Origin of the sequence: Cytobacillus sp. NCCP-133, from assembly GCF_026011715.1 — a bacterium.
Taxonomy (GTDB): Bacteria; Bacillota; Bacilli; order Bacillales; family Cytobacillaceae; genus Cytobacillus.
In genome coordinates this window covers 222147-246054 of sequence record NZ_BRVM01000001.1, presented here as the reverse complement: position 1 = coordinate 246054, position 23908 = coordinate 222147, and the positions used below count along the sequence as shown (strand labels likewise).

The 23908-nt window shown below is 42.6% G+C and carries 21 protein-coding genes; 20 read left to right on the top strand and 1 reads right to left on the bottom strand.

Annotated elements, in window-relative coordinates:
• Positions 1-48: 48 nt before the first annotated feature.
• The 14 genes from buk (at position 49) to NCCP133_RS01250 (ending at position 16504) form a co-directional block, all read left to right on the top strand.
• Complete coding sequence (buk, locus tag NCCP133_RS01315) at positions 49-1158, top strand: butyrate kinase (RefSeq protein WP_264803164.1); 1110 nt, start codon at positions 49-51, stop codon at positions 1156-1158.
• Positions 1159-1173: 15 nt separating this feature from the next.
• Positions 1174-2595 carry a dihydrolipoyl dehydrogenase gene (gene lpdA / locus NCCP133_RS01310; RefSeq protein ID WP_264803163.1) on the top strand — a complete coding sequence of 474 codons (1422 nt, stop codon included), beginning with the start codon at positions 1174-1176 and terminating at the stop codon, positions 2593-2595.
• An 80-nt stretch (positions 2596-2675) separates the two neighbouring features.
• The gene (locus NCCP133_RS01305; protein ID WP_264803162.1) at positions 2676-3671 is read left to right on the top strand and encodes a thiamine pyrophosphate-dependent dehydrogenase E1 component subunit alpha; all 996 of its coding nucleotides are present in this window, start codon (positions 2676-2678) and stop codon (positions 3669-3671) included.
• Positions 3672-3683: 12 nt separating this feature from the next.
• Complete coding sequence (locus NCCP133_RS01300) at positions 3684-4667, top strand: alpha-ketoacid dehydrogenase subunit beta (RefSeq protein WP_264803161.1); 984 nt, start codon at positions 3684-3686, stop codon at positions 4665-4667.
• Between the two features lie 113 nt (positions 4668-4780).
• The gene (locus NCCP133_RS01295) at positions 4781-6112 is read left to right on the top strand and encodes a dihydrolipoamide acetyltransferase family protein (protein ID WP_264803160.1); all 1332 of its coding nucleotides are present in this window, start codon (positions 4781-4783) and stop codon (positions 6110-6112) included.
• A 230-nt stretch (positions 6113-6342) separates the two neighbouring features.
• Positions 6343-8205 carry a methylmalonyl-CoA mutase subunit beta gene (locus NCCP133_RS01290; protein WP_264803159.1) on the top strand — a complete coding sequence of 621 codons (1863 nt, stop codon included), beginning with the start codon at positions 6343-6345 and terminating at the stop codon, positions 8203-8205.
• Positions 8195-10387 carry a methylmalonyl-CoA mutase gene (scpA, locus tag NCCP133_RS01285; protein WP_264803158.1) on the top strand — a complete coding sequence of 731 codons (2193 nt, stop codon included), beginning with the start codon at positions 8195-8197 and terminating at the stop codon, positions 10385-10387. Before NCCP133_RS01290 ends, scpA begins: the two co-directional genes overlap by 11 nt.
• Positions 10388-11503 (top strand): methylmalonyl Co-A mutase-associated GTPase MeaB, encoded by a 1116-nt coding sequence (gene meaB, locus NCCP133_RS01280; protein ID WP_264803157.1) that lies wholly within the window; start codon positions 10388-10390, stop codon positions 11501-11503.
• Between the two features lie 326 nt (positions 11504-11829).
• On the top strand, positions 11830-12267 hold the full coding sequence (locus NCCP133_RS01275; protein ID WP_264803156.1) for a BrxA/BrxB family bacilliredoxin: 438 nt from the start codon (positions 11830-11832) through the stop codon (positions 12265-12267).
• Between the two features lie 188 nt (positions 12268-12455).
• Positions 12456-13238, top strand: coding sequence for a transporter substrate-binding domain-containing protein (locus NCCP133_RS01270; protein WP_264803155.1), 783 nt, complete (start codon positions 12456-12458; stop codon positions 13236-13238).
• Between the two features lie 238 nt (positions 13239-13476).
• Positions 13477-14136, top strand: a complete 660-nt coding sequence (locus tag NCCP133_RS01265) for an amino acid ABC transporter permease (RefSeq protein ID WP_264803154.1) — start codon at positions 13477-13479, stop codon at positions 14134-14136.
• Positions 14129-14851: an amino acid ABC transporter ATP-binding protein gene (locus NCCP133_RS01260; protein ID WP_264803153.1), complete on the top strand. Its 723-nt coding sequence runs from the start codon at positions 14129-14131 to the stop codon at positions 14849-14851. The genes NCCP133_RS01265 and NCCP133_RS01260 overlap by 8 nt, the downstream gene beginning before the upstream one ends.
• 103 nt (positions 14852-14954) lie before the next feature.
• Positions 14955-15917: an aromatic acid exporter family protein gene (locus NCCP133_RS01255; protein ID WP_264803152.1), complete on the top strand. Its 963-nt coding sequence runs from the start codon at positions 14955-14957 to the stop codon at positions 15915-15917.
• A 56-nt stretch (positions 15918-15973) separates the two neighbouring features.
• Complete coding sequence (locus NCCP133_RS01250; protein ID WP_264803151.1) at positions 15974-16504, top strand: L,D-transpeptidase; 531 nt, start codon at positions 15974-15976, stop codon at positions 16502-16504.
• A gap of 229 nt (positions 16505-16733) precedes the next feature.
• Here the strand turns inward: NCCP133_RS01250 and prli42 are convergent, their stop codons facing one another.
• On the bottom strand, positions 16734-16829 hold the full coding sequence (gene prli42, locus NCCP133_RS01245; RefSeq protein WP_264803150.1) for a stressosome-associated protein Prli42: 96 nt from the start codon (positions 16827-16829) through the stop codon (positions 16734-16736).
• A gap of 176 nt (positions 16830-17005) precedes the next feature.
• Here prli42 and mce point away from each other — a divergent pair, with 176 nt between their 5' ends.
• The 6 genes from mce to gndA all read left to right on the top strand — a co-directional run bounded on the left by mce (position 17006) and on the right by gndA (position 23785).
• On the top strand, positions 17006-17416 hold the full coding sequence (gene mce / locus NCCP133_RS01240) for a methylmalonyl-CoA epimerase (RefSeq protein ID WP_264803149.1): 411 nt from the start codon (positions 17006-17008) through the stop codon (positions 17414-17416).
• 3 nt (positions 17417-17419) lie between these two features.
• Positions 17420-18970 (top strand): acyl-CoA carboxylase subunit beta, encoded by a 1551-nt coding sequence (locus NCCP133_RS01235; protein ID WP_264803148.1) that lies wholly within the window; start codon positions 17420-17422, stop codon positions 18968-18970.
• 77 nt (positions 18971-19047) lie between these two features.
• Positions 19048-20169, top strand: a complete 1122-nt coding sequence (locus NCCP133_RS01230; RefSeq protein ID WP_264803147.1) for a tripeptidase T — start codon at positions 19048-19050, stop codon at positions 20167-20169.
• 130 nt (positions 20170-20299) lie between these two features.
• Positions 20300-20776 carry a chemotaxis protein CheW gene (locus tag NCCP133_RS01225; RefSeq protein ID WP_264803146.1) on the top strand — a complete coding sequence of 159 codons (477 nt, stop codon included), beginning with the start codon at positions 20300-20302 and terminating at the stop codon, positions 20774-20776.
• Positions 20777-20902: 126 nt separating this feature from the next.
• Positions 20903-22201 (top strand): DNA polymerase IV, encoded by a 1299-nt coding sequence (locus tag NCCP133_RS01220; protein WP_264803145.1) that lies wholly within the window; start codon positions 20903-20905, stop codon positions 22199-22201.
• Positions 22202-22375: 174 nt separating this feature from the next.
• Positions 22376-23785: an NADP-dependent phosphogluconate dehydrogenase gene (gndA, locus tag NCCP133_RS01215; protein ID WP_264803144.1), complete on the top strand. Its 1410-nt coding sequence runs from the start codon at positions 22376-22378 to the stop codon at positions 23783-23785.
• The last annotated feature ends 123 nt before the right edge of the window (positions 23786-23908 follow it).

Below are 23908 nucleotides of genomic sequence, written 5' to 3'. Positions count from 1 at the left end.
GTAATAGAATTTACAAGGATATTTCCGCTTTTTAATGGAGGTTTAAACGTGCTAGAACAAGAACATCGAATTCTCGTCATCAATCCGGGATCCACTTCAACAAAGATTGGAGTTTTCGATAATGAGATTTCTGTCCTGGAAAAAACATTGCGCCACGATGCAGATATCATTAACTCATTTGAAAATATTATCGACCAATATGAATTCCGTAAAAAAACCATTCTTGAAACATTGGATCATGAAGGCATCAATATTTCAAAGCTAAGTGCTGTGTGTGGCCGCGGAGGGCTGCTCCGTCCTATAAAGGGTGGCACATATTCTGTAAATGAGGCAATGCTTGAGGATTTGCGCGCTGGTTTTTCAGGGCAGCATGCTTCAAACCTGGGCGGAATCCTTGCATATGAAATTGCTTCGGGGCTGAATATCCCATCTTATATTGTTGACCCGGTTGTAGTTGATGAACTTGATCCAATTGCCCGCATCTCCGGGTTCTCAATGATAGAAAGAAAAAGCATATTTCACGCTTTGAACCAAAAAGCTGTTGCTAGAAGAGTTGCAAAAGATCTTGGAAAAAAATATGAGGAGCTGAACCTCATTGTTACTCATATGGGTGGCGGTATTACGGTTGGTGCCCATAAACAGGGCAGAGTAGTTGATGTGAATAATGGCTTGCATGGTGACGGGCCATTTAGTCCTGAACGGGCAGGAACAGTCCCGGCTGGCGATTTAGTGGCACTTTGCTACTCAGGAAGCTTTTACCGGGAAGAAGTTATGAAAAAGCTTGTTGGACAAGGCGGACTTGTTGGTTATCTTGGAACAAATGATGCGGTGAAGGTCGAAAAGATGATCGAAGATGGAGATAAAAAAGCTAAGCTGGTTTATTCAGCAATGGCTTATCAGGTTGCAAAAGAAATTGGCTCTGCGAGTGCCGTACTAGGCGGTAAGGTAGATGCCATTATTCTTACCGGCGGACTAGCTTATGGTAAAGATTTTGTGAAGGAAATTAGTGAGCGTATTAACTGGATTGCAGACGTAATCATCCAGCCGGGTGAAAATGAGCTTCAAGCTCTTGCAGAAGGGGCTCTGCGTGTTCTGCGCGATGAGGAAAAAGAAAAAGAGTATCCAGGGAAATTGGCAAACACAGCAGCAATTAAATAAAAGGAGGATGCAACTTTGGCACAGGAATATGATTTAGTCATCTTAGGCGGTGGCACTGGCGGTTATGTAGCTGCCATCCGTGCATCGCAGCTGGGATTAAAAACTGCAATTGTTGAAAAAGGGAAGCTGGGAGGAACCTGCCTCCATAAAGGGTGTATACCAAGCAAGGCATTGTTGAGAAGTGCTGAAGTTTTTGCAACAGCAAAACATAGTGAAGACTTTGGCGTTATTACAAGCGATGTATCCATCAACTTTGGTAAAGTCCAGGAGAGGAAAAACAAAATCGTTGATCAGCTGCATAAGGGTGTACAACACCTAATGAAGCAAGGGAAGATTGATGTTTTTGAAGGAACGGGACGTATTCTGGGTCCTTCCATTTTTTCGCCAATGCCTGGCACAATCTCTGTTGAAATGAACAATGGTGATGAGAACGAAATGCTGATTCCTAAGAATGTCATTGTTGCCACAGGATCGCGCCCGCGTACGCTTCCAGGATTGGATATTGATGGCCAATTCGTGATGACTTCTGATGAGGCACTGATTATGGAAGAAGTTCCGAATTCCATCATTATTGTCGGCGGTGGTGTAATCGGCATTGAATGGGCATCCATGCTATCTGATTTTGGAGTAGACGTGACGGTCATTGAATATGCAGACCGCATTATCCCCACTGAAGATAAAGAGATATCAAAAGAAATGCAGCGCCTCTTGAAAAAGAAAGGCGTAAAAATAGTGACAGGAGCCAAGGTTCTTTCTGAAACATTGCAAAAAGGCGAAGGTGTAACAATTTCTGCAGAAGTCAAGGATTCAAAAAAGGAATTCTCTGCTGAAAAGCTGCTTGTCTCTGTTGGAAGGCAGGCAAATGTAGAGGGAATTGGCATAGAAAATACAGATATCCAAATTGAAAAAGGCTTCATTAAAACGAATGAATACTTCCAGACAAAGGAATCCCATATATATGCAATTGGTGATGTTATAGGCGGCCTTCAGCTTGCCCATGTTGCATCCCATGAAGGCATTGCTGCTGTTGAGCACATTGCTGGGCATAATCCTTCTCCAATGGATTACAGCCTGGTTTCCAAATGTATTTACAGTGCACCTGAAGCAGCGAGCGTAGGATTAACAGAGGATGAAGCAAAAGAGAAAGGCTTTAATATAAAAACTGGAAAGTTCTCCTTCCGCGCAATCGGCAAAGCACTTGTATTTGGAGAGTCTGATGGCTTTGTGAAAATTGTGGCAGATAAAGACACCGATGACATCCTTGGTGTACATATGATCGGACCGCATGTTACAGATTTGATTTCTGAAGCAGGTCTTGCCCGTGTTCTCGATGCTGCACCTTGGGAAGTGGCGCATACCATTCATCCTCATCCGACATTATCAGAAGCAATTGGTGAAGCGGCTCTGGCAGTTGATGGGAAAGCTATCCACGGATAAGGTTTTTTATTCAATTAATTAATGCCCAAATGTCCCCTATGGGGACGGGCGAGTACATATTAGCTTAGGAGGTTGTATAAATGGCTGAAAACCGTCATAAAGATTTAGGTTTGAATGATGAGAAAGTTCTTGAAATGTATGAGACGATGCTTTTGGCACGACGCATTGATGAGCGTATGTGGCTTTTAAACCGTGCGGGGAAAATCCCATTTGTTATCTCATGCCAGGGACAGGAAGCTGCACAGGTAGGTGCTGCTTTTGCCCTTGATAAAGAGAAAGATTATGTTCTTCCATATTATCGTGATATGGGTGTGGTTCTTACTTTTGGCATGACTGCAAAAGAACTTATGCTATCAGGCTTTGCAAAAGCGGAGGATCCAAACTCAGGCGGACGTCAAATGCCGGGGCACTTTGGTCAAAAGAAAAACAATATTGTAACGGGATCTTCACCTGTTACTACACAGGTTCCGCATGCTGTTGGTGTAGCACTAGGCGGAAAACTTGAAGGAAAAGACCTTGTAACCTTTGTAACATTTGGCGAAGGTTCTTCAAATCAAGGAGATTTCCATGAAGGTGCAAACTTTGCTGGGGTACATAAACTCCCTGTAATCTTTATGTGTGAAAACAATAAATATGCAATCTCTGTACCAATTGAAAAGCAGCTTGCCTGCGAAAACGTTTCTGATAGAGCGATTGGGTATGGTATGCCTGGTTCCACTGTAGATGGAAATGATCCGCTTGAAGTATATAAAGCTGTTAAAGAAGCAGCAGACAGAGGCCGCCGCGGAGAAGGGCCAACATTAATTGAAACAATCTCGTACCGTTTGACGCCGCACTCTTCTGATGATGATGACCGCAGCTATCGTGCTCCAGATGAAGTGGCAGAAGCGAAAACGAAAGATCCGATCATTACTTTTGGTGCTTATCTAAAAGAGACTGGAATTATGGATGATGAGTTGGAGAAAGAAATCAATGACCGTGTAATGAATCAGGTTAACGAAGCAACAGACTATGCTGAAAATGCTCCATATGCAGAGCCGGAATACGCTTTGAAGCATGTTTATGCTGAACAGTAAGGGGGAGAAAATATGGCTGTAATTTCTTATATCGATGCGGTAACAATGGCAATCCGCGAGGAAATGGAAAGAGATCCAAAGGTATTTGTATTAGGTGAAGATGTTGGTAAAAAGGGTGGAGTTTTTAAAGCAACCCAAGGTTTGTATGAAAAATTCGGTGAGGACCGTGTAATTGATACACCACTTGCTGAATCTGCTATTGCAGGGGTGGGAATTGGTGCTGCAATGTATGGTATGCGCCCGATCGCAGAAATGCAGTTTGCCGATTTTATTATGCCGGCGGTTAACCAAATCATTTCGGAAGCGGCAAAGATTCGCTACCGCTCCAATAATGACTGGAATTGTCCTATGGTTATACGCGCACCTTATGGGGGAGGTGTTCATGGCGCACTTTATCACTCCCAATCTGTAGAGGCGGTTTTTGCGAATCAGCCTGGGTTAAAAATCGTAATGCCTTCTACTCCTTACGATGTTAAGGGGCTTTTAAAAGCTGCGGTTCGTGATGAGGATCCTGTACTGTTTTTTGAACATAAACGTGCCTACCGCCTAATTAAGGGTGAGGTTCCTGATGACGATTATGTTCTTCCAATCGGAAAGGCGGATGTTAAGCGTGAGGGTGAAGATATCACAGTCATCACCTATGGCCTATGTGTCCATTTTGCCCTTCAGGCTGCTGAAAGGCTTGCCAAAGACGGCATCTCAGCACACATTCTTGACTTAAGAACAGTGTATCCGCTTGATAAAGAAGCAATTATCGAAGCCGCTTCCAAAACTGGAAAAGTGCTGCTTCTAACTGAGGACAATAAGGAAGGAAGCATCATGGGCGAAGTTTCTGCCATTATTGCGGAAAATTGCCTGTTTGAACTTGATGCACCAATCAAACGTCTTGCAGGTCCAGATGTACCGGCAATGCCTTACGCACCGACAATGGAGAAATATTTCATGGTAAACCCGGATAAAGTTGAAAAAGCAATGCGTGAATTAGCTGAATTTTAATGAGCAAAGTGTTCAAAAAGTATTAATGGAGAATAACAGCTAGTGCAGCTTTATTAAAGCTGTACAGACTGCGTATCCCGCCAAGCGCGGGGAGCAAGAAGGAGGTATACCCATTGGCTATCGAGCAAATTAAAATGCCCCAGCTTGGGGAGAGTGTAACAGAAGGTACAATCAGCAAATGGCTGATTTCAGTTGGAGATAAAGTAAATAAATATGACCCGCTTGCAGAAGTAATGACAGATAAAGTTAATGCAGAAGTACCATCTTCCTTCTCAGGAGTGATTAAAGAATTGATCGCCGAAGAAGGAGAGACATATGAAGTTGGACAGGTAATCCTAACAATTGAAACTGAAGGCGGCGGTGAAGCTGCTCCAGCACTATCAGAGCCTAAAGCGGAAGAAAAGGCAGCACCTGCACAAACAGGAGGAAATGAAGCAGCTTCTTCTGCTCAGAAAGCTCCTTCTAAGGCAGACAGCCCGAAAGGAGCTCGTTATTCTCCTGCTGTATTGAGGCTGTCTCAGGAACATGGTATTGACTTAAATCAAGTAACAGGTACAGGCGGCGGGGGGAGAATTACCCGCAAAGATCTCATGAAAATCATTGAGTCCGGGAATATCCCTACAGCTGATGCTCCATCAGCCGCAACGGAAAAAGCAGAAGCTCCAGCTGCTGATGCAGCTCCTTCTCGGCCGGCAGCACCAGCCAAGCAGGTTCAATCAGCTCCTAATATTCCTATTATGCCGGGGGATATTGAAATCCCTGTCAATGGAGTTCGCAAGGCAATTGCTGCAAATATGCTCCGCAGCAAGCATGAAGCGCCACATGCCTGGACTATGATGGAAGTGGATGTAACGAATCTTGTTGAGTACCGCAATAGCATTAAAGGTGACTTCAAACAAAAAGAAGGATTCAATCTTACTTTCTTTGCTTTCTTCGTAAAAGCTGTTGCACAAGCCCTTAAGGAATTTCCGCAAATTAACTCCATGTGGGCAGGAGATAAGATTATCCAGAAGAAAGATATTAACATCTCCATTGCTGTTGCTACTGATGATGCCTTATTTGTTCCTGTCATCAAAGCCGCGGATGAAAAAACGATTAAAGGCATTGCCCGTGAAATCAATGATCTTGCCGTGAAGGTTCGTACAGGAAAGCTGACTTCTGCCGAAATGCAGGGCGGCACTTTCACAGTCAATAACACAGGATCTTTTGGGTCTGTCCAATCCATGGGTATCATCAATTACCCTCAAGCGGCAATATTGCAGGTTGAATCCATTGTCAAGCGTCCAGTAGTCATGAATAATGGCATGATTGCTGTTCGTGATATGGTAAACCTTTGTATGTCACTAGACCATCGTGTATTGGACGGTCTTGTTTGCGGACGATTCCTTCAGCGAATTAAAGAAGTTCTTGAGAATACATCGAAGGAAAATACATCAATATACTAAGTTCAATCAAAACCGCTGTTCCGATCATCCGGACAGCGGTTTAATTATTGGACAGATCAAAAGAGGCGATGCCTCATTGCTTGTTTCCCGCATGTATACTAAAATGGTTATAGGAGAATTTAGAATTTTATTAAAATTAACCGGTGCGGCAAAACTTTGTGTTTAATCCGCAGCAGCCTTATTTATTCATGAGGGGAGGGGAATGCTGTCAGTTGTACTGGCAGCTCATTATGTCATTAAAAAAGATGATGGAAGAAAGATTCCCGGAACAGACTGTAGAGGACTGGAAACAAAGTGCAGAAAAAACGCTTAAAGGAAAATCCATTGATTTATTGTCAAGAAATACATATGAAAACATTAAATTGAAACCGCTTTATTCGAAGGAGGATGCAGAAGCAGCCGCCTTATCCCAGTATCCAGGCATAGCAGATTTTAGAAGAGGACCACATGCCGCTGGGTACTTGTCAGAAGCATGGAGAGTTGCACAAAAAATCAGTGCCGCCTCAGTTGAAGAATTGTCAAAAAAGCTACATGAGGCAGTAGAAAAAGGACAGACGTCACTTGCTTTTCAGTCGGATCAATTAGAAAATCCAAAAGATATAAATAGGGCTATTGGAAATCTTTATCAAAAATATCCTTTTAGTCTTGAGACAAATAAAAATCAGCAATTATTGATTGAAGAACTTTCAAAACTGGCGGAAAGTGAGAAAGTCTCAGGCTATATCGCTAAAGACCCACTGGCTATTGCTGCTGAAGGAAAATCGAACGATCGCTCAATCGACGATCTCTATGATCAGTGGGCGGATGTCTTCAGCATGTCAGCAGCAAAAATGCCTCAGTTAAAAACGGTTTTGGTAAATTCTTCAGTCTATCATAATGGAGGCGCTAGCGCTGTTCAGGAACTTGCCATTGCCATTGCATCCGGAGTTAACCATCTTCAATATTTCCTTCATCATGGTCAAAGCATCGATACCATTTTGTCCAAAATGATATTTAAGTTTTCCATAGGGTCGAACTTTTTTATGGAGATCGCCAAGCTTAGAGCTGCAAAAGTATTATGGGACAAAGTGGCAAGTTCTTACGGAGCGGCTGAAGAAAGCAGGCAAATGGTCATTGCTGCTGAAACTTCATACTTTACAAAGTCAGCGTTTGATCCATATGTTAATATGCTTAGAGCCGGATGTGAAGCATTTGCGGCTGTTTTAGGAGGCGTGCAATACCTTCATGTAAGTCCTTATAATGCCCCTGAAGCTGACGGCTCTCCTTTTTCAGACCGCATAGCAAGAAACACGCAGCTTATTTTAAGGGAAGAAGCGCATTTGCTGAAGGTTTCTGACCCAGCAGGCGGTTCCTGGTATATTGAACATTTGACGAATGTACTTATTGATAAAGCTTGGGCTCTTTTCCTGGAAATCGAAGAGCGTGGTGGAATGGCAGAGATTCTTAAAACTGGCTGGATACAGGAACAGATTTCTAAAGTCCTTGAAAAGAAGGAACAAGATATCCATACAAGGAAACAAAGTATCATCGGAACAAATATTTATGCCAATTTGAATGATAAGCCGCTTCAGGTAAAATCAGAAAAGGGACCAAATGGTACGAGTGATATTAAACCTATCCCTCAGATCCGGCTTTCAGAATCCTTCGAAGGTTTGCGAAGGGCATCTGAAAAGCTAAACAAGAAAGGGAGATGCCCGGAAGCCGGGCTAATCTGTCTGGGACCGCTGAAGGACCATAAAGCAAGGGCTGATTTTATTTCAGGCTTTCTGGCCCCAGGCGGAATTAAGGCAGTTAAAAGTGATCCTATAGAAAATCGTGCAGAAGCAGCCGCCTTTATTAAAGAATCAAACTGCAGACACTTCTTTATCTGTGGTTCCAATGATCAATATAATAGCATGGCTCTTCCTATCATTAAACACATAAAGGAAGCTCACCCGGATAAAGCAATCTATTTCGCGGGCCTTCCTGAAGAGGGTAAGAGGGAGAAACTTGCAGCAGCAGGCATTAAAGATTTTATCCACATAAAGAGCAATTGCTATGAGACTCTTTCAGGCCTGCTGAACGAAATGGAGGTGGCGAGCAGTGGCCAATAAACCAGACTTTAAAAACATAGATATTTCCGAAGTAAAAAAAGCAGCAAAGGAAGATTGGAAAAGCAAAGCAGAGCAAGAAATCAAAGAATCCATTGATAATCTCCTTTTTGAGACTAATGAACAAATAAAGGTTAAGCCATTATACATGGAAGAAGATCTTAAAGATTTGCAGCATCTCAACGATAAGCCAGGCCTGCCTCCCTATACAAGGGGGCCATACTCAACCATGTATGTAAACAGGCCCTGGACAGTCCGTCAATATGCAGGATTTTCAACGGCAGAAGAAAGCAATGCTTTTTACCGCCGCAACCTGGCAATGGGCCAAAAGGGCTTATCAGTCGCTTTCGACCTGGCTACACATAGAGGATATGATTCCGACCATCCAAGAGTGGTAGGGGATGTTGGAAAAGCTGGCGTAGCAATTGATTCAATCCTTGATATGAAAACGCTGTTTGATGGGATCCCCCTGGATCAGATGTCTGTCTCTATGACGATGAATGGCGCTGTTTTACCAGTCATGGCTTTCTATATTGTCACAGCGGAAGAACAGGGAGTCAGTCAGGAAAAGCTTTCAGGGACGATTCAAAATGATATTTTAAAAGAGTATATGGTACGAAATACTTATATTTATCCTCCGGATATGTCTATGAAAATCATCGCTGATATATTTGAATACACATCTAAATATATGCCAAAGTTTAATAGCATTAGTATTTCCGGTTATCATATGCAGGAAGCGGGAGCACCTGCAGATATTGAGCTTGCCTATACATTGGCTGATGGGCTGGAATATGTAAGAACTGGACTAAAAGCAGGAATCGATATTGATTCATTCGCACCAAGACTTTCATTTTTCTGGGCAATCGGCATGAACTATTTTATGGAAGTGGCGAAAATGAGGGCAGCCCGTTATATATGGGCAAAAATGATGAAAACATTTCTGCCGGAAAACCCAAAATCCATGGCTTTAAGGACCCATTCCCAAACTTCGGGATGGAGCTTGACTGAGCAGGATCCCTTTAATAATGTCACAAGGACTCTAATTGAAGCGCATGCAGCTGCAATGGGGCACACCCAATCCCTCCATACAAATGCATTGGATGAGGCCATTGCGCTGCCGACTGATTTTTCAGCCCGCATTGCCCGAAATACCCAGCTATACCTCCAGGAAGAAACAGGAATTACGAATGTCATTGATCCATGGGGAGGTTCCTATTATGTAGAGGCATTGACAGATCAGTTAATTAAGCGTGCCTGGGAGCATATTGAAGAAATCGAAAATCTGGGCGGAATGGCAAAAGCAATTGAAACCGGATTGCCGAAAATGAAAATTGAAGAGGCAGCAGCCAGAAGGCAGGCGCAAATCGATTCAGGCAAGGAAATCATTATTGGCGTGAACAAATATCGTTTGGAAAAGGAAGATCCGATTGAAATCCTGGATATTGATAATACAGCTGTCCGCTTAACGCAAATCGAAAAGCTTGAACGCCTAAAATCATCACGCGATAACGACAAAGTAATAGAAGCTTTGGATGAGATCGCAAAAGCTGCAGAGACGGGGGAGGGCAACTTGCTTGAGCTGGCTGTTCAGGCAGCAAGAGTTAGGGCAACACTCGGTGAAATCTCGAAAGCGATTGAGAAGGTTGCAAACCGGCATAAAGCGATCATTCGTTCAATCAGCGGTGTATACAGCTCTGCTTTTTCAAATGAAGAAGAGATTGCCGAGGTTAAACAAATGACAGATGAATTCCTTGAAAATGAAGGAAGGCGCCCAAGAATATTAATTGCCAAGATGGGACAGGATGGCCATGATAGAGGTGCAAAGGTGATTTCAACCGCATTTGCCGACCTCGGTTTTGATGTAGATATCGGCCCTCTTTTCCAGACACCGGAAGAAACGGCCATGCAGGCTGTTGAAAATGATGTCCATGTAATTGGAATCAGTTCACTCGCAGCCGGCCATAAGACACTTCTGCCGCAGCTAATTGAAGAACTGAAAAAGCTGGGGAGGGAGGATATTATGGTGGTAATCGGAGGGGTTATACCGGCGCAGGATTATGAATATTTATACCAGCATGGTGCTTCTGCCATTTTTGGGCCAGGTACCGTCATTCCTGTTGCAGCCCAAAAAGTCATCAGAGAAATATACAGCCGTCTTGGGTATGAGGAAGTGACCCAGTAAATGTCTGATAAGAAGCCTGAGTGGTTTGATGAAAAGAAACCAGACAACTTTACAAGTGTTGTACGCAAGGGCGTAGAAACGGGAGACTTCTCTGCTCAATTTGTAAAAACAGGAAAATTCCAAAAAAAGTCCCCATCACTCCCTGATCTCAAGGTTCTTGAAGAAGGCATTCTGAAGGGGGAGCGAAGCTTGCTGGCACGTGCCATAACTCTGATTGAGAGCAATGCCGAGCAACATTTCCGCCATGCCCAGGAATTGCTCCTGAAGCTTCTGCCTCATTCGGGAAACTCGGTGCGGATTGGCATCACGGGTGTACCTGGGGCGGGCAAGAGCACATTTATAGAATCTTTTGGAACTTTCCTGTGCAGTGCAGGCCTGAAAGTAGCCGTACTGGCTGTTGACCCAAGTTCAAGCTTAAGCGGCGGGAGTATTCTTGGGGATAAAACAAGGATGGAGAGGCTTTCCAGAAATCCGCGTGCGTTTATAAGGCCTTCTCCGTCTGCAGGAAAGCTTGGAGGAGTACATCGCAAAACAAGGGAAACGATGCTTTTGTGCGAAGCAGCCGGGTTTGATGTGATCCTGGTTGAAACGGTGGGAGTCGGACAAAGTGAAGTCATTGTTAGGGACATGGTCGATTTCTTTATGCTTTTGACCTTAACAGGTGCTGGTGATGAGCTGCAGGGCATGAAAAAGGGCATTATGGAATTAGCTGATGCAGTAGTTGTCAATAAAGCGGATAGGAATAATAAAAAATTGGCCGAAAAAACGAAAGCTGAATACAATCGCATTCTGCATTTCCTTCAGCCAGCCACAAAAGGATGGCGAACAAAAGCTTATACCTGTTCTTCTGTGTTAAATGAGGGCATTCCTGAGATTTGGAGCGTAATCAATCAGTTTTTAGAAATAACCAAGAACTCAGGAATTTTAGAGGAAAGAAGAAGATTGCAGACAAAACAATGGATTCACTCGATGATCATGGACCAGCTGCAATTCAGTTTTTTCTATCATCCCGATGTAAAGCCGCTTCTTCCGCAAATGGAGAACGAGGTCATTTCCGGAAATCGGACAGTTACATCAGCTGTTGAAGAGTTATTTAACGTTTATTCAAAAAAGTAGAAAGTAGGCTGCCCCAAAGAGGGCAGCTATTGTTTCTAGAGAAAGAAAGTTTAATATTTTGAACGTCGATAACTGTCTAGCGCAAGCAGCCTACCCCCTCGTGGACATAAGCAGTCAGTGCATTTGCAAAAAAATGGCCAGTGCCTATTAGGCACTGGCGAATCTAGGGAGTTTAGGGGTATGGATCTAGCTGTATTTTTATCTTACCCCGATATAAGAAAGCTAAACTTTTTATTAGCGAAAAATTGACTTGTTTGTAAATTTTGTTCCTGTATTGGTATTATGTATATAGTGATTAACTTTACTTTGCAGAGGAGCGATAGTACATGAATATGGATTTCAACTTATTTATGAATGATGTTGTCAGACAGGCCCGCCAGGAAATCGTGCATGCTGGCTATACAGAATTAACAACACCCGGGGAAGTAGATGAGGCCCTTAACCAAAAAGGCACTACACTTGTAATGGTCAACTCCGTATGCGGATGTGCAGGCGGAATTGCCCGTCCGGCAGCAGCTCATTCCTTGCATTATGATAAGCGTCCAGACCACTTGGTAACTGTGTTTGCGGGACAGGATAAAGAAGCAACGGAAAAAGCGAGGTCATACTTCACTGGCTATCCGCCTTCCTCACCATCTTTTGCGCTGCTTAAAGATGGAAAATTATGCACGATGATCGAACGCCATGATATTGAAGGAAACGAGCCGATGGCTGTCGTGCAAAAATTGCAGGATGCATACGAGAAGTATTGCGAAGAGCTATAAGATCAGGAATACTTTAAGAAAGCCCTAGTTAATTGGGCTTTTTTTATATGCATTTATCTGAATAATGAAATTTTAATCCACTATTTAAAAATCTTATTGCATAATTATAAAAATGTGTTAAAATTCATTTTAGTGAATATTTATTAATAAATTTATAGATACTATTCAGATTTTTAGGGGGAAATAAAATGAAAAAAATCATCATGACAGCCATCAGCATGCTTCTAGTTGGTTTCCTAGCTGCATGCGGGACAGATGAAAAGGATTCATCTAGCGGACAAGGTGCGGATAAAGAAGTCTTAATCATGGGGACTTCAGCAGATTATCCTCCTTTCGAATATGTAGATTCTGCAAAGGGTGAAGAAATCATCGGGTTTGATGTCGATTTGGCTAAAGCGATAGCAGAGAAGCTTGGATATGAAGTACAAGTGAAGGATATGGATTTTAACGGGTTGATTCCTGCTTTGGAAACCAGCCAGGTAGATTTTGTACTGGCGGGTATGACTCCAACTGACGAACGTAAACAAAATGTGGATTTCAGTGATGTGTATTATACAGCAAGCCATATGATTGTATCGAAAAAAGACAGCGGCATTGAATCGCTTGAAGATTTAAATGGCAAAACAGTGGGAGTACAGCTTGCTTCCATTCAAGCTGATAAAGCGGAAGAGATTGCTGAAACAGTAGACTTGACTGTTGAAAACCGCAACCGCATCCCTGAACTGATTCAGGAGATTTTAGCAGGCCGTTTTGATGCTGCTATCATTGAAGACACTGTTGCAAAAGGATATTTTGAAATGAATGAGGGGATTGCAGGTTTTACAATCGAAGAAGATGAACAAGAGGCAGGCTCTGCAATTGCTTTTCCTAAAGAAAGCGATTTGACTGAAGAATTTAATGCAGAACTTATAAAGATGAAAGAAAACGGCGAATTGGAAGAGATTATTGTTAAATGGTTTGATAATAAATAATTTTATTCCACAATTAACGGGCAGGATCCCCATTTCAAATGTTTGCGAGTCAAAAGCAGGTTCCCGGCGGGGGGACTGCCCGTAAAAACCGCTTGGTTTAATAACGATCAGTGGGGGAAAGTCCTCCGCTGACGGAAGTTTAATTTTATTGGGAATTGGCGTCCAGGGCATTCTCCTTTGGGCGCTTTATAATTACAGGAAACAAAAAAATTACTTACTAAGAAAGGATGGAAAGAAAGTGAATCTGGATTTTCAGCAATTCATTCCCTCCCTTCCTTATATACTTAAGGGGATTGGGGTTACCCTCCAAATCGTTTCCCTTGCTGGCATATTGGGATTTGCATTAGGCATCATACTATCGTTCTTTAAAATCAGCAGATTTAAATTTCTCGGATGGATTGCGGATGCATATACTTCTGTTTTCAGAGGGACACCGCTTGTCCTTCAGCTGATGCTGATCTATTATGGATCTCCTCAGCTGATTGGCTATAAAATTGATCCATCAACAGCTGCCATTCTTTCTTTTGGGCTTAACTCCGCTGCCTATATTTCTGAAATTATCCGGGCAGGCATCTTAGCAGTCGATAAAGGGCAAAGTGAAGCAGCAATGGCATTAGGTGTTCCATACAGGCCGGCAATGATGGATATCATTCTTCCGCAAGCGATGAAAAATATTTTGCCAGCTTTAATGAACGAGTTTATTACCCTTACTAAGGAATCAGCAATCGTGACGGTTATCGGTGTTACAGATGTCATGCGCCGGGCTTATATTGTCGGCGGCGAGAAGTTTTCTTATTTTGAACCGATTCTGATTGCAGGTTTAATCTATTATATTATGGTCATGATCCTGACTTTACTCGGCAAAGGGATTGAAAGGAGAATGAGACGCAGTGATTAAAGTCGAAAATTTGCATAAAAGTTTTGGAAGACTGGAAGTACTTCAAGGAATAACAACCACCATTAAGGATGGAGAGGTGGTTGCGATTATTGGTCCATCTGGTTCAGGGAAGTCAACATTCCTTCGCTGCATCAATCTGCTGGAAACACCAACAAATGGACGGATTCTCATTAATGGGCAGGATATTACAGATAAAAGCACCAACATCATGAAGGTTCGCCAGAATGTGGGGATGGTTTTTCAGCACTTTCACTTATTTCCTCATAAAACGGTGCTGCAAAACCTTACGTATGCACCAGTAAAGGTGAAGGGGATTTCAAAGCAGGAAGCTGAAAAAAACGGTCTTGAGTTACTGGGGAAAGTTGGATTATCCGCTAAAGCTCATGAATATCCCAATCGATTATCCGGAGGACAGAAACAAAGGGTTGCGATTGCGAGAGCCCTTTCCATGCAGCCTGATGTCATGCTTTTTGACGAGCCAACATCTGCGCTCGATCCAGAAATGGTAAAGGAGGTACTAGAGGTCATGAAGGCCCTCGCCCACACCGGGATGACGATGGCAATTGTAACCCATGAAATGGGATTTGCGCGTGAAGTAGCAGACCGTGTTCTCTTTCTTGATGGTGGTGTGCTTGTTGAGGATGCTGGACCTAAAGAGTTCTTTTCAAATCCTGCCAGTGAGCGCGCAAGGGATTTCTTGCAAAAGATGCTGTAACCGATATATGCTTATGGAGGAGATGATCAAAGTGATCATCTTCTTTGCTGTTATAATATGGAAAGGAATTAAAATTGGCGAATGACATAGGAGCTAGACATATATGAAGTATAAAATCGGCTACAGAACAATTAAAACTGCATTGGGTACTTCCATAAGCATCATGATTGCACAGATGCTGCAGCTTGACAATTTCGTTTCAGCAGGCATTTTGACCATTCTTTGCATAAAAGTAACGAAAAAAAAATCACTTCATGCTTCCTGGGAACGTTTTTTTGCCTGTTTAATGGCAATGGTTTTCTCTTCTCTTTTCTTTGAGGGTCTTGCCTACCATCCGCTTGTAATCGGCCTGCTGCTTCTATTTTTTATTCCTGCAGCGGTTATGCTGAAGGTTAGTGATGGAATTGTTACAAGCTCTGTTATTATTTTACATATTTATTCTGCTGGAGATGTAACAAAGGAACTTCTGGTGAACGAATTGGGGATCATTACTGTTGGCATCGGAGTGGCACTTGTGGCCAATCTCTACATGCCCAGCCTTGAAACGAAGTTAAGGGAGTACCGTCTTCAAATCGAAGAAAACTTTAAAATCATTTTTGATGAAATTGTCCTTTATTTGCGCACGAATGAAAGCACTTGGGATGGCAAAGAAATTACTGAAACAATAGAACTTATTAATGAAGCAAAGACACTTGCTTTTAGGGAGGTGGAAAATCACTTTCTAAGAAATGATGATCTTTACTATAACTATTTTAAGATGCGGGAAAAGCAATTCGAAATAATCGAGCGCGTCCTTCCAAGTGTAACGTCCATTTCACTTACTGTGGAGCAGGGAGAAATGATCGCTGATTTTATAGAAGAACTGTCTGAACATATCCATCCAGGAAATACGGCCATACAATTCCTTGAAAAGCTCTATCGGATGAAGATTTGTTTTGAAGATATGGAGCTGCCGAAGACAAGGGAGGAATTTGAAGCACGGGCTGCGCTCCTTCATTTTGTTAAAGAAATGGAACGATACCTGATTATTAAAAGTTCATTCAAAGGACTTAGGATCGCAAGATGAATCAAAGCAAGCATACTGAAGCAAACTAACGGAAATGAACGGGAGCGTGATTTTGCATGCTTAAGTTTGCTGCAGCAGCAATTATGCTTTTTGCTTTTTCCCCTATCTGGCCGCTGGGACCCAATCCGCTGCCGGGGGATCCATTTCTAATCGTAAATAAAAAAATAAATGAAGTAGCGTTTATTCAGGATAATAAGATACAGATCGTTACAGCAGCTACAACCGGAAAGACGGAGGATCTTACCCCTGAAGGTCTTTTTACAGTAACCGTAAAGGCTGCTGACCCCTACTACAGGAAAAAAGATATTAAGGGAGGAGATCCAAAAAATCCGCTGGGAACAAGGTGGATCGGCTTTAATGCAGCTGATACAGATGGGAGAATTTACGGTATTCATGGAACGAATGATCCCTCTTCCATTGGCAAATACGTCTCCCAGGGGTGTATCAGGATGCAGAACGAGGCTGTGGAATCTCTTTATGATTTTGTGCCGATTGGGACAAGGATCTTAGTTGTTACTTCCTCTCAAAGCTTTGAAGAGCTTGGCATGAAGTACGGGGCAATAGAAAGAGGAATTCTAAAACGATAAAAAGCTGCATCTAAAAGTTGCAGCCTTTTATTGTATTATGGATAAATGCAAGCCAGATTGTTGCAAATGCTGAATGAAATTTACTTGTGCCAGATAAATAAGTAAGCATGTTAGACAAAACCCAAAACATACTTGATAAAACAGAAAATGTGCCAGATATAATCTAAAAGTTGTCAGATCAAAAGATAATGCCAGAAAACGCTTCTTGCTGGTATCTCGCCTATTTTTATTAAAAAAACATCGCCATACCCATAATGAGCGTAGAAGCAAGCATCGCAAATATCATTAAATAGACAACCACTTTCAACAGCTTTTTATTCGACATTCTATGCCTCCTCGTCCAAATTCTTAATATTATTTTACTAAGAATAATCAAATTGAACAACCGCTCAATTTTTAAAAGGAATTTCGACATTTTTAACGAATAGTTAATGAATAGACCTTAAGATTGCCCTTTTTAGGGAAAAAAACAGGCATTCGACATTTAAAGGAGGGAAAGAAGTGATTAAGAAGGTAGATCATATCGGAATTGCTGTCAGGTCTTTAGATGAAGCGCTTCCATTTTATACAGAAACTCTGCAGCTCGAATTCCTTGGCATTGAGGAAGTAAAGAGCCAGGGAGTAAAGGTTGCTTTTATAAAAGCGGGTGAAACGAAGCTGGAGTTATTGGAGCCGACCAGCCAGGAAAGCCCGATCGCCAAATTTATTGAAAGGCGTGGAGAAGGCCTCCACCATGTGGCCTTGGGTGTTGATAGCATTCAGGATCGAATTAAAGTAATGAAAGAGAAAGGAATCAAAATGCTGGGGGATGAACCAAAGCCTGGAGCAGGCGGTGCACAGGTAGCTTTTATGCATCCAAAGTCAACTGGCGGCATTCTATATGAATTTTGCGAAAAGAAAGGATTGAAATAAAGTATGGCAGACATCTATGAAAAAATTAATGAACTATACGACCGCCGCAGGGAAGTTGAACTTGGCGGCGGAGATGAGCGCATTCAGAAACAGCATGAAAAAGGGAAGCTAACTGCCCGTGAAAGGATTGATTTATTAGTAGATCCCGGAACCTTTGTGGAGCTGAATCCATTTATTGAACATCGCAGCACCGATTTTGGATTGGAAAACCAAAAAGGTCCGGGTGACGGTGTTGTGACTGGCTATGGAAAAATCAGCGGAAGGCCAATCTTCTTATTCTCTCAGGACTTTACCGTATTTGGAGGGGCGCTTGGGGAGATGCATGCGAAGAAGATTGCGAATGTCATGGATTTGGCAGCTGAAAATGGAGCTCCATTTGTAGGCTTGAATGATTCCGGCGGTGCAAGAATCCAGGAAGGCGTTGTTTCATTGGATGGATACGGTCATATCTTCTACCGGAATTCGATATACTCTGGAGTGATTCCGCAGATCTCTGTTATCATGGGTCCTTGTGCAGGGGGTGCGGTATATTCTCCTGCGATTACCGATTTTGTATTCATGGTTGAAAAGACAAGCCAGATGTTCATCACTGGCCCCAAGGTAATTGAAACCGTCACCGGTGAAAAAATTTCGCCTGAAGACCTCGGCGGCGCCAAGGTGCATAATACCATCAGCGGCAACGCACACTTTAGAGGGGAGTCAGAAGAGGAAGTTATTGAGCAAGTGCGCAGGCTATTGAGCTACCTGCCGCAAAACAATGAGGAAAAACCGCCAAGGGATAAAAGAAATGAAGAGGATGATTACCGTCCTGATTTAACAGATGCCATCCCTTTTGATGCCCTTCGTCCATACGATGTCAGGAAAGTCATTGAGCAGGTGGTTGATGCGGATACTTTCATGGAAGTGCAGCGTGACTTTGCTAAAAATATTGTAGTCGGACTAGCCAGAATAAAGGGTGAGACGGTAGGACTTGTCTGCAATCAGCCGAAGGTAATGGCAGGGGGCCTTGATATTGATTCTTCAGATAAGGCATCAAGATTTATTCGGTTCTGTGATTCCTTTAATATCCCTCTTATTACTTTTGAGGATGTTACAGGCTTTTTCCCGGGAGTTAAGCAGGAGCATGGCGGCATAATCCGACACGGGGCAAAAATTCTATATGCATACTCGGAAGCGACGGTACCAAAGCTTACTGTTATTTTAAGAAAAGCATTCGGGGGAGCTTATGTTGCCTTGAACAGTAAATCCATTGGCGCAGATCTCGTATTTGCATGGCCCAATGCCGAAGTAGCTGTAATGGGTCCTCAAGGTGCCGCAAATATTATTTTTGCACGTGAAATCGAAAACAGTGAAAATCCTGAGGCTACCAGAGCGCAAAAAATTGAGGAGTACAGAGAAAAGTTTGCCAATCCGTATGTGGCAGCAAGCAGGGGCATGGTGGATGATGTCATAGATCCCCGCGAAACAAGAATTAAGATCATTCAGGCACTTGAAATGCTGCGCAATAAAAGAGAAAACAGGCCTCATAAAAAGCATGGAAATATCCCGCTTTAATAGATTCCTGATTTGCTGTGCTAATATTTTGGAGTTATACTTGCTAAGTAAGCTTAAATTTGGAGGTTTATACATAAATGATTAATGAAGAACGTTTGTTGAATGAATTTTTGGAACTCGTGCAGATTGACTCTGAAACCAAACATGAAGCTCAAATTGCGAAAGTTTTAAAGAAAAAATTCAGAGATCTCGGGATTGAGGTTTACGAAGATGATACAACTGACCAAACAGGCCATGGCGCAGGCAACCTGATTTGTACTCTTCAGGGAACAAAAGAGGGAGCAGAAACAATTTATTTCACTTCCCATATGGATACGGTCGTCCCTGGAAAAGGAATTAAGCCATCTATTAAGGACGGCTATGTTGTGACAGACGGAACAACGATTCTAGGTGCTGACGACAAGGCTGGCCTTGCGGTTATGCTTGAAATTGTTAAGGTCCTGAAAGAGCAGAATATCGCCCATGGAACGATCCAGTTCATTATTACTGTTGGTGAAGAATCCGGTTTGGTTGGAGCAAAGGTGCTTGATCCTTCACTCGTTAAAGCAAAGTTTGGCTATGCACTGGACAGTGACGGTAAAGTCGGAAATATAATTGTTGCCGCTCCAACACAAGCGAAAGTAAAAGCAGCTATTCTTGGGAAAACGGCACATGCTGGTGTAGCACCTGAGAAGGGTATTTCTGCTATTACAATGGCAGCGAAAGCGGTCTCGAGAATGCCGTTAGGCCGCATTGATGAAGAAACTACGGCTAATATTGGGCGTTTTGAAGGCGGACAGCAGACGAATATCGTGTGTGACCACGTTGCTATTTTAGCAGAAGCACGTTCATTAATTCCTGAAAAAATGGAACAGCAAGTAGCGAAAATGAAAGAAGCTTTTGAAAGTGCTGCTGAAGAAATGGGCGGCAAAGCTGAAGTGGATGTGCAGGTTATGTACCCTGGCTTTAAATTTGGCGAAGGCGACCATGTCGTTGAAGTAGCACGCAAAGCGGCTGCAAAAATAGGCCGAAGTTCTGAACTGCTTCATAGCGGCGGCGGCAGTGATGCCAACGTGATTGCCGGCTTTGGCATCCCGACAGTCAACCTTGCAGTAGGGTATGAAGAAATCCATACAACAAATGAGCGCATGCCAATTGAAGAATTAAATAAACTGGCTGAGATGGTCATTGCTATAATTGAAGAAGTGTCAGCACAATGATTTGAAAGGGACCCTTTAGGGGTTCTTTTTTTGGTTTATTATTTGCAGGTATAGTACATCTGGACTAGTTAGAAAATTATGGCTATGATATATTAATTTTATACAAGTGTCACCCAAGGAGGGGGATGGAATGACTGCTATTAATAAAGTGGTTGTTTTCAGGGTTGGGAATGAGGAATATGCGGTTCCGATTCCTTTTGTCATATCAATTGAAAAAATGGAAGGCATCACACCGATACCGAATTTGCCGATTTATGTAAAAGGAATTGCCAAAGTAAGAGGTGAGCTAATTCCAGCTGCAGATTTTGAAAACATTTTATACAGCCGACCACTTCAGGCAGATGAAACATCAAGAATGATAGTGCTGCAAACTGAAGAGCTTTCATTTGCAATTCTTGTGAATGAAGCTAGAGAGATTCTGGATATTTCCTCAGAAAACCTGAAACAGCCCGGCTTAATTGCTTATCAGAAGACAAACTATTTCACCGGTGTAGCCAATATGGATGAGAGGCTAATTACATTAATTGACCCATCCAGGCTAGTAGAATCTCTTGAAGGCATCCGGGAAATAAAAGAATATATGAAAACGCAGCAAACAACCGTATAGGAAAGAACGAAAGCAGAGAAATTAATATTCTCTGCTTTTCCATATCTTAGAATAGCCATCACGTGATGAAAACAGAGCGATTCTGTTAAAATAGAACAAGATCATTTTTGACAGGGAAGTGCCGGCATGAAACAAATGTATCCGAAAAATGGGAGAGTTATTCTCCATGTTGATATGAATAGTTTTTATGCTTCGGTTGAGATGGCATATGACTCATCATTAAAGGGGAAGCCGCTCGCTATTGCGGGCAATCCGGAGGAGCGCAGGGGAATTATTGTCACATGCAGCTACGAGGCAAGACGCTATGGCGTTAAAACTACCATGCCTCTTTGGGAAGCTAAAAAGCTCTGCCCGCAGCTGATTATTATGAAACCTAATTTTGATAGATATCGTGAAGCTTCTATAGGGATGTTTGATATTTTGCGGGAATATACAACGCTTGTTGAGCCGGTATCGATTGATGAAGGCTATTTGGATATTACCGACAGCTATGAGTACGGAAGTCCTTTGAAAATTGCCGAAACTATTCAAAAGCAGATTTTTCAGCAAATGGATCTGCCCTGCAGCATTGGGATTGCACCCAATAAGTTTTTAGCCAAAATGGCATCAGATATGAAAAAGCCGATGGGAATTACGGTTCTTCGTAAAAGAGATGTCCCTCGTATTCTTTGGCCGAAGGAAGTGGAAGAAATGCACGGTGTCGGCACGAAAACCGGAGAAAAACTCCGTAATCTTAAAATTACTACTATTGGCGAGTTAGCGCGAGCAAATGAATTGCAGTTAAAAGCATCTTTAGGCATCAATGGGCTTCGATTAAAGCAAAAAGCAAACGGAACTGATAACAGAAAAGTTGATCCGGATTCAGCAGCAGAATTTAAAAGCGTGGGCAATTCGACAACATTGCCAAGAGATGTATCCAATCAAAGAGAGCTCCTGAATGTTTTTGAAAAATTGGCAGGACAAGTTTCTTCCAGGCTGAAGAGGAAAAAGGTGCTGGCTGCTTCATTGGGCATTACGATCAGGTATAAGGATCGAAAAACCATTACAAGAAGCCGAAAGCTGAAAAATCCCATTCAGCAGGAAGATGAAATCTTTACAATGGCAAAGGAGCTTTTTATCAAGCATTGGAACGGAAATGCAGTACGTCTCATCGGAATCGCAGGGACAAATTTGGTCCAACCGCAGCAGGCTGTCAAACAGCTGGATCTGTTCAGTTACGAAAAAGATGCCAAAAAAGAGCCTCTTTTTCAAACGATGGACCTTTTGCGAAAAAAATATGGAAGCAAAATAATCGACCACGCAGGGTCTCTATCGGAAGCGAAAATGGCCGGTCCGAGGATCGGTACAGATACCAGTTTTAATAAAGACTTTTTGCAAAACAGTCGCGCAAAGAAGAAAATCGAAGAAAAAGATGATAATTCATGAGTTTTTCATGCGATAATATGCAAAACTAAGACAGGAAAGTTGAACAATGACAGGAATCTTGCTAAAGTATAGTGGATTCTTTTTAATGAAAAGTTCATCAAGTCCTTAAATAATGTTCTCCTTTTGAACAATAAGTTTGACGCATCATAAAGGTTAGAAAGGAAGTTGTAGAAGATGACAAAATCACAGTTTGGTGTTATCGGATTAGCGGTGATGGGCAAAAATCTTGCCATGAATATTGAAAGCAGAGGGTACACAGTATCCGTTTATAATCGCTCGAGTGAAAAAACAGATGAAATGCTTAAAGAAGTTGAAGGCAGAAACTTTAAAGGTACATATACAATTGAGGAGTTTGTTGACTCTTTGGAGAAGCCGCGCAAAATCATGCTTATGGTAAAAGCGGGCGGCCCGACAGATGCGACAATTGAACAGCTGAAGCCTCTATTGGAGAAAGGCGATATCCTTATTGATGGAGGAAATACATTCTTTGTGGATACACAGCGCCGCAACAAGGAGCTAAGCGAGCTTGGCATCCACTTCATCGGTACAGGTGTATCCGGCGGAGAAGAGGGCGCCTTAAAAGGACCTTCCATCATGCCAGGCGGACAAAAGGAAGCATATGAACTTGTGGCCCCTATTTTTAAAGATATTTCAGCAAAAGTTGATGGCAAAGCCTGCACTACCTATATCGGTCCGGATGGGGCTGGACATTATGTGAAAATGGTTCATAACGGAATCGAATATGGTGACATGCAGCTCATTTCTGAATCCTATTTCCTTTTAAAGCATATGCTTGGGTTGACTGCTGACGAGCTTCATGAAGTATTTGCCGATTGGAAAAATGGTGAGCTTGACAGCTATCTGATTGAAATTACAGCGGATATCTTTACAAAAAAAGATGATGAAACAGGAAAGCCGCTTGTAGATGTCATCCTTGACACAGCTGGCCAAAAAGGAACTGGCAAGTGGACAAGCCAAAGTGCATTGGATCTTGGCGTTCCGCTTCCAATCATTACAGAGTCGGTATTTGCACGCTTTATTTCCGCGATGAAAGAGGAGCGCGTTCATGCAAGCAAGGTTCTTCGCGGCCCTGCTGAAGCAGAATTCACGGGCGATAAAAAAGCTTTTATTGAAAGTGTGCGCAAAGCCCTTTATATGAGCAAAATCTGCTCATATGCACAAGGATTTGCACAAATGAGAGCGGCATCCGAAGAATATGGCTGGGATTTGAAATACGGTGATATCGCCATGATCTTCCGCGGCGGCTGCATCATCCGCGCTCAATTCCTTCAGAAAATTAAGGAAGCATATGACCGTGAGACCGGCCTGAAGAACCTCCTTCTAGATCCTTATTTCCAGGAAATTGTGGAGAGCTATCAGGATGCGACACGTGAAATCATCAGTGTGGCTGTAAAGAACGGAATACCTGTACCTTGCTTCTCTGCAGCTTTGTCCTACTATGACAGCTACCGAACTGAAACGTTGCCTGCGAATCTTCTCCAGGCGCAGCGGGATTACTTTGGTGCACATACCTATCAGCGTATAGATAAAGAAGGCATTTTCCATACGAACTGGATAGAATAAAAGCGAAACACAGCGTCCGTGAGGCGCTGTGTTTCGTTTAAGTAAAAGGAGAAAGATGCCAGTTACGAAGGGATCATTGCATCCAATCCAGAATAGAAATGCCGGTATGTTCGCCTATGAAAT

Excerpts from the sequence above, each read along its gene's own strand:
- NCCP133_RS01305 (WP_264803162.1), top strand. The coding sequence starts at position 2,676 with ATGGCTGAAAACCGTCATAAAGATTTAGGTTTGAATGATGAGAAAGTT.
- NCCP133_RS01300 (WP_264803161.1), top strand. The coding sequence starts at position 3,684 with ATGGCTGTAATTTCTTATATCGATGCGGTAACAATGGCAATCCGCGAG.
- NCCP133_RS01290 (WP_264803159.1), top strand. The coding sequence starts at position 6,343 with ATGTCATTAAAAAAGATGATGGAAGAAAGATTCCCGGAACAGACTGTA.
- meaB (WP_264803157.1), top strand. The coding sequence starts at position 10,388 with ATGTCTGATAAGAAGCCTGAGTGGTTTGATGAAAAGAAACCAGACAAC.
- NCCP133_RS01275 (WP_264803156.1), top strand. The coding sequence starts at position 11,830 with ATGAATATGGATTTCAACTTATTTATGAATGATGTTGTCAGACAGGCC.
- NCCP133_RS01270 (WP_264803155.1), top strand. The coding sequence starts at position 12,456 with ATGAAAAAAATCATCATGACAGCCATCAGCATGCTTCTAGTTGGTTTC.
- NCCP133_RS01255 (WP_264803152.1), top strand. The coding sequence starts at position 14,955 with ATGAAGTATAAAATCGGCTACAGAACAATTAAAACTGCATTGGGTACT.
- NCCP133_RS01250 (WP_264803151.1), top strand. The coding sequence starts at position 15,974 with ATGCTTAAGTTTGCTGCAGCAGCAATTATGCTTTTTGCTTTTTCCCCT.
- prli42 (WP_264803150.1), bottom strand. The coding sequence starts at position 16,829 with ATGTCGAATAAAAAGCTGTTGAAAGTGGTTGTCTATTTAATGATATTT.
- NCCP133_RS01235 (WP_264803148.1), top strand. The coding sequence starts at position 17,420 with ATGGCAGACATCTATGAAAAAATTAATGAACTATACGACCGCCGCAGG.
- NCCP133_RS01230 (WP_264803147.1), top strand. The coding sequence starts at position 19,048 with ATGATTAATGAAGAACGTTTGTTGAATGAATTTTTGGAACTCGTGCAG.
- NCCP133_RS01225 (WP_264803146.1), top strand. The coding sequence starts at position 20,300 with ATGACTGCTATTAATAAAGTGGTTGTTTTCAGGGTTGGGAATGAGGAA.
- NCCP133_RS01220 (WP_264803145.1), top strand. The coding sequence starts at position 20,903 with ATGAAACAAATGTATCCGAAAAATGGGAGAGTTATTCTCCATGTTGAT.
- gndA (WP_264803144.1), top strand. The coding sequence starts at position 22,376 with ATGACAAAATCACAGTTTGGTGTTATCGGATTAGCGGTGATGGGCAAA.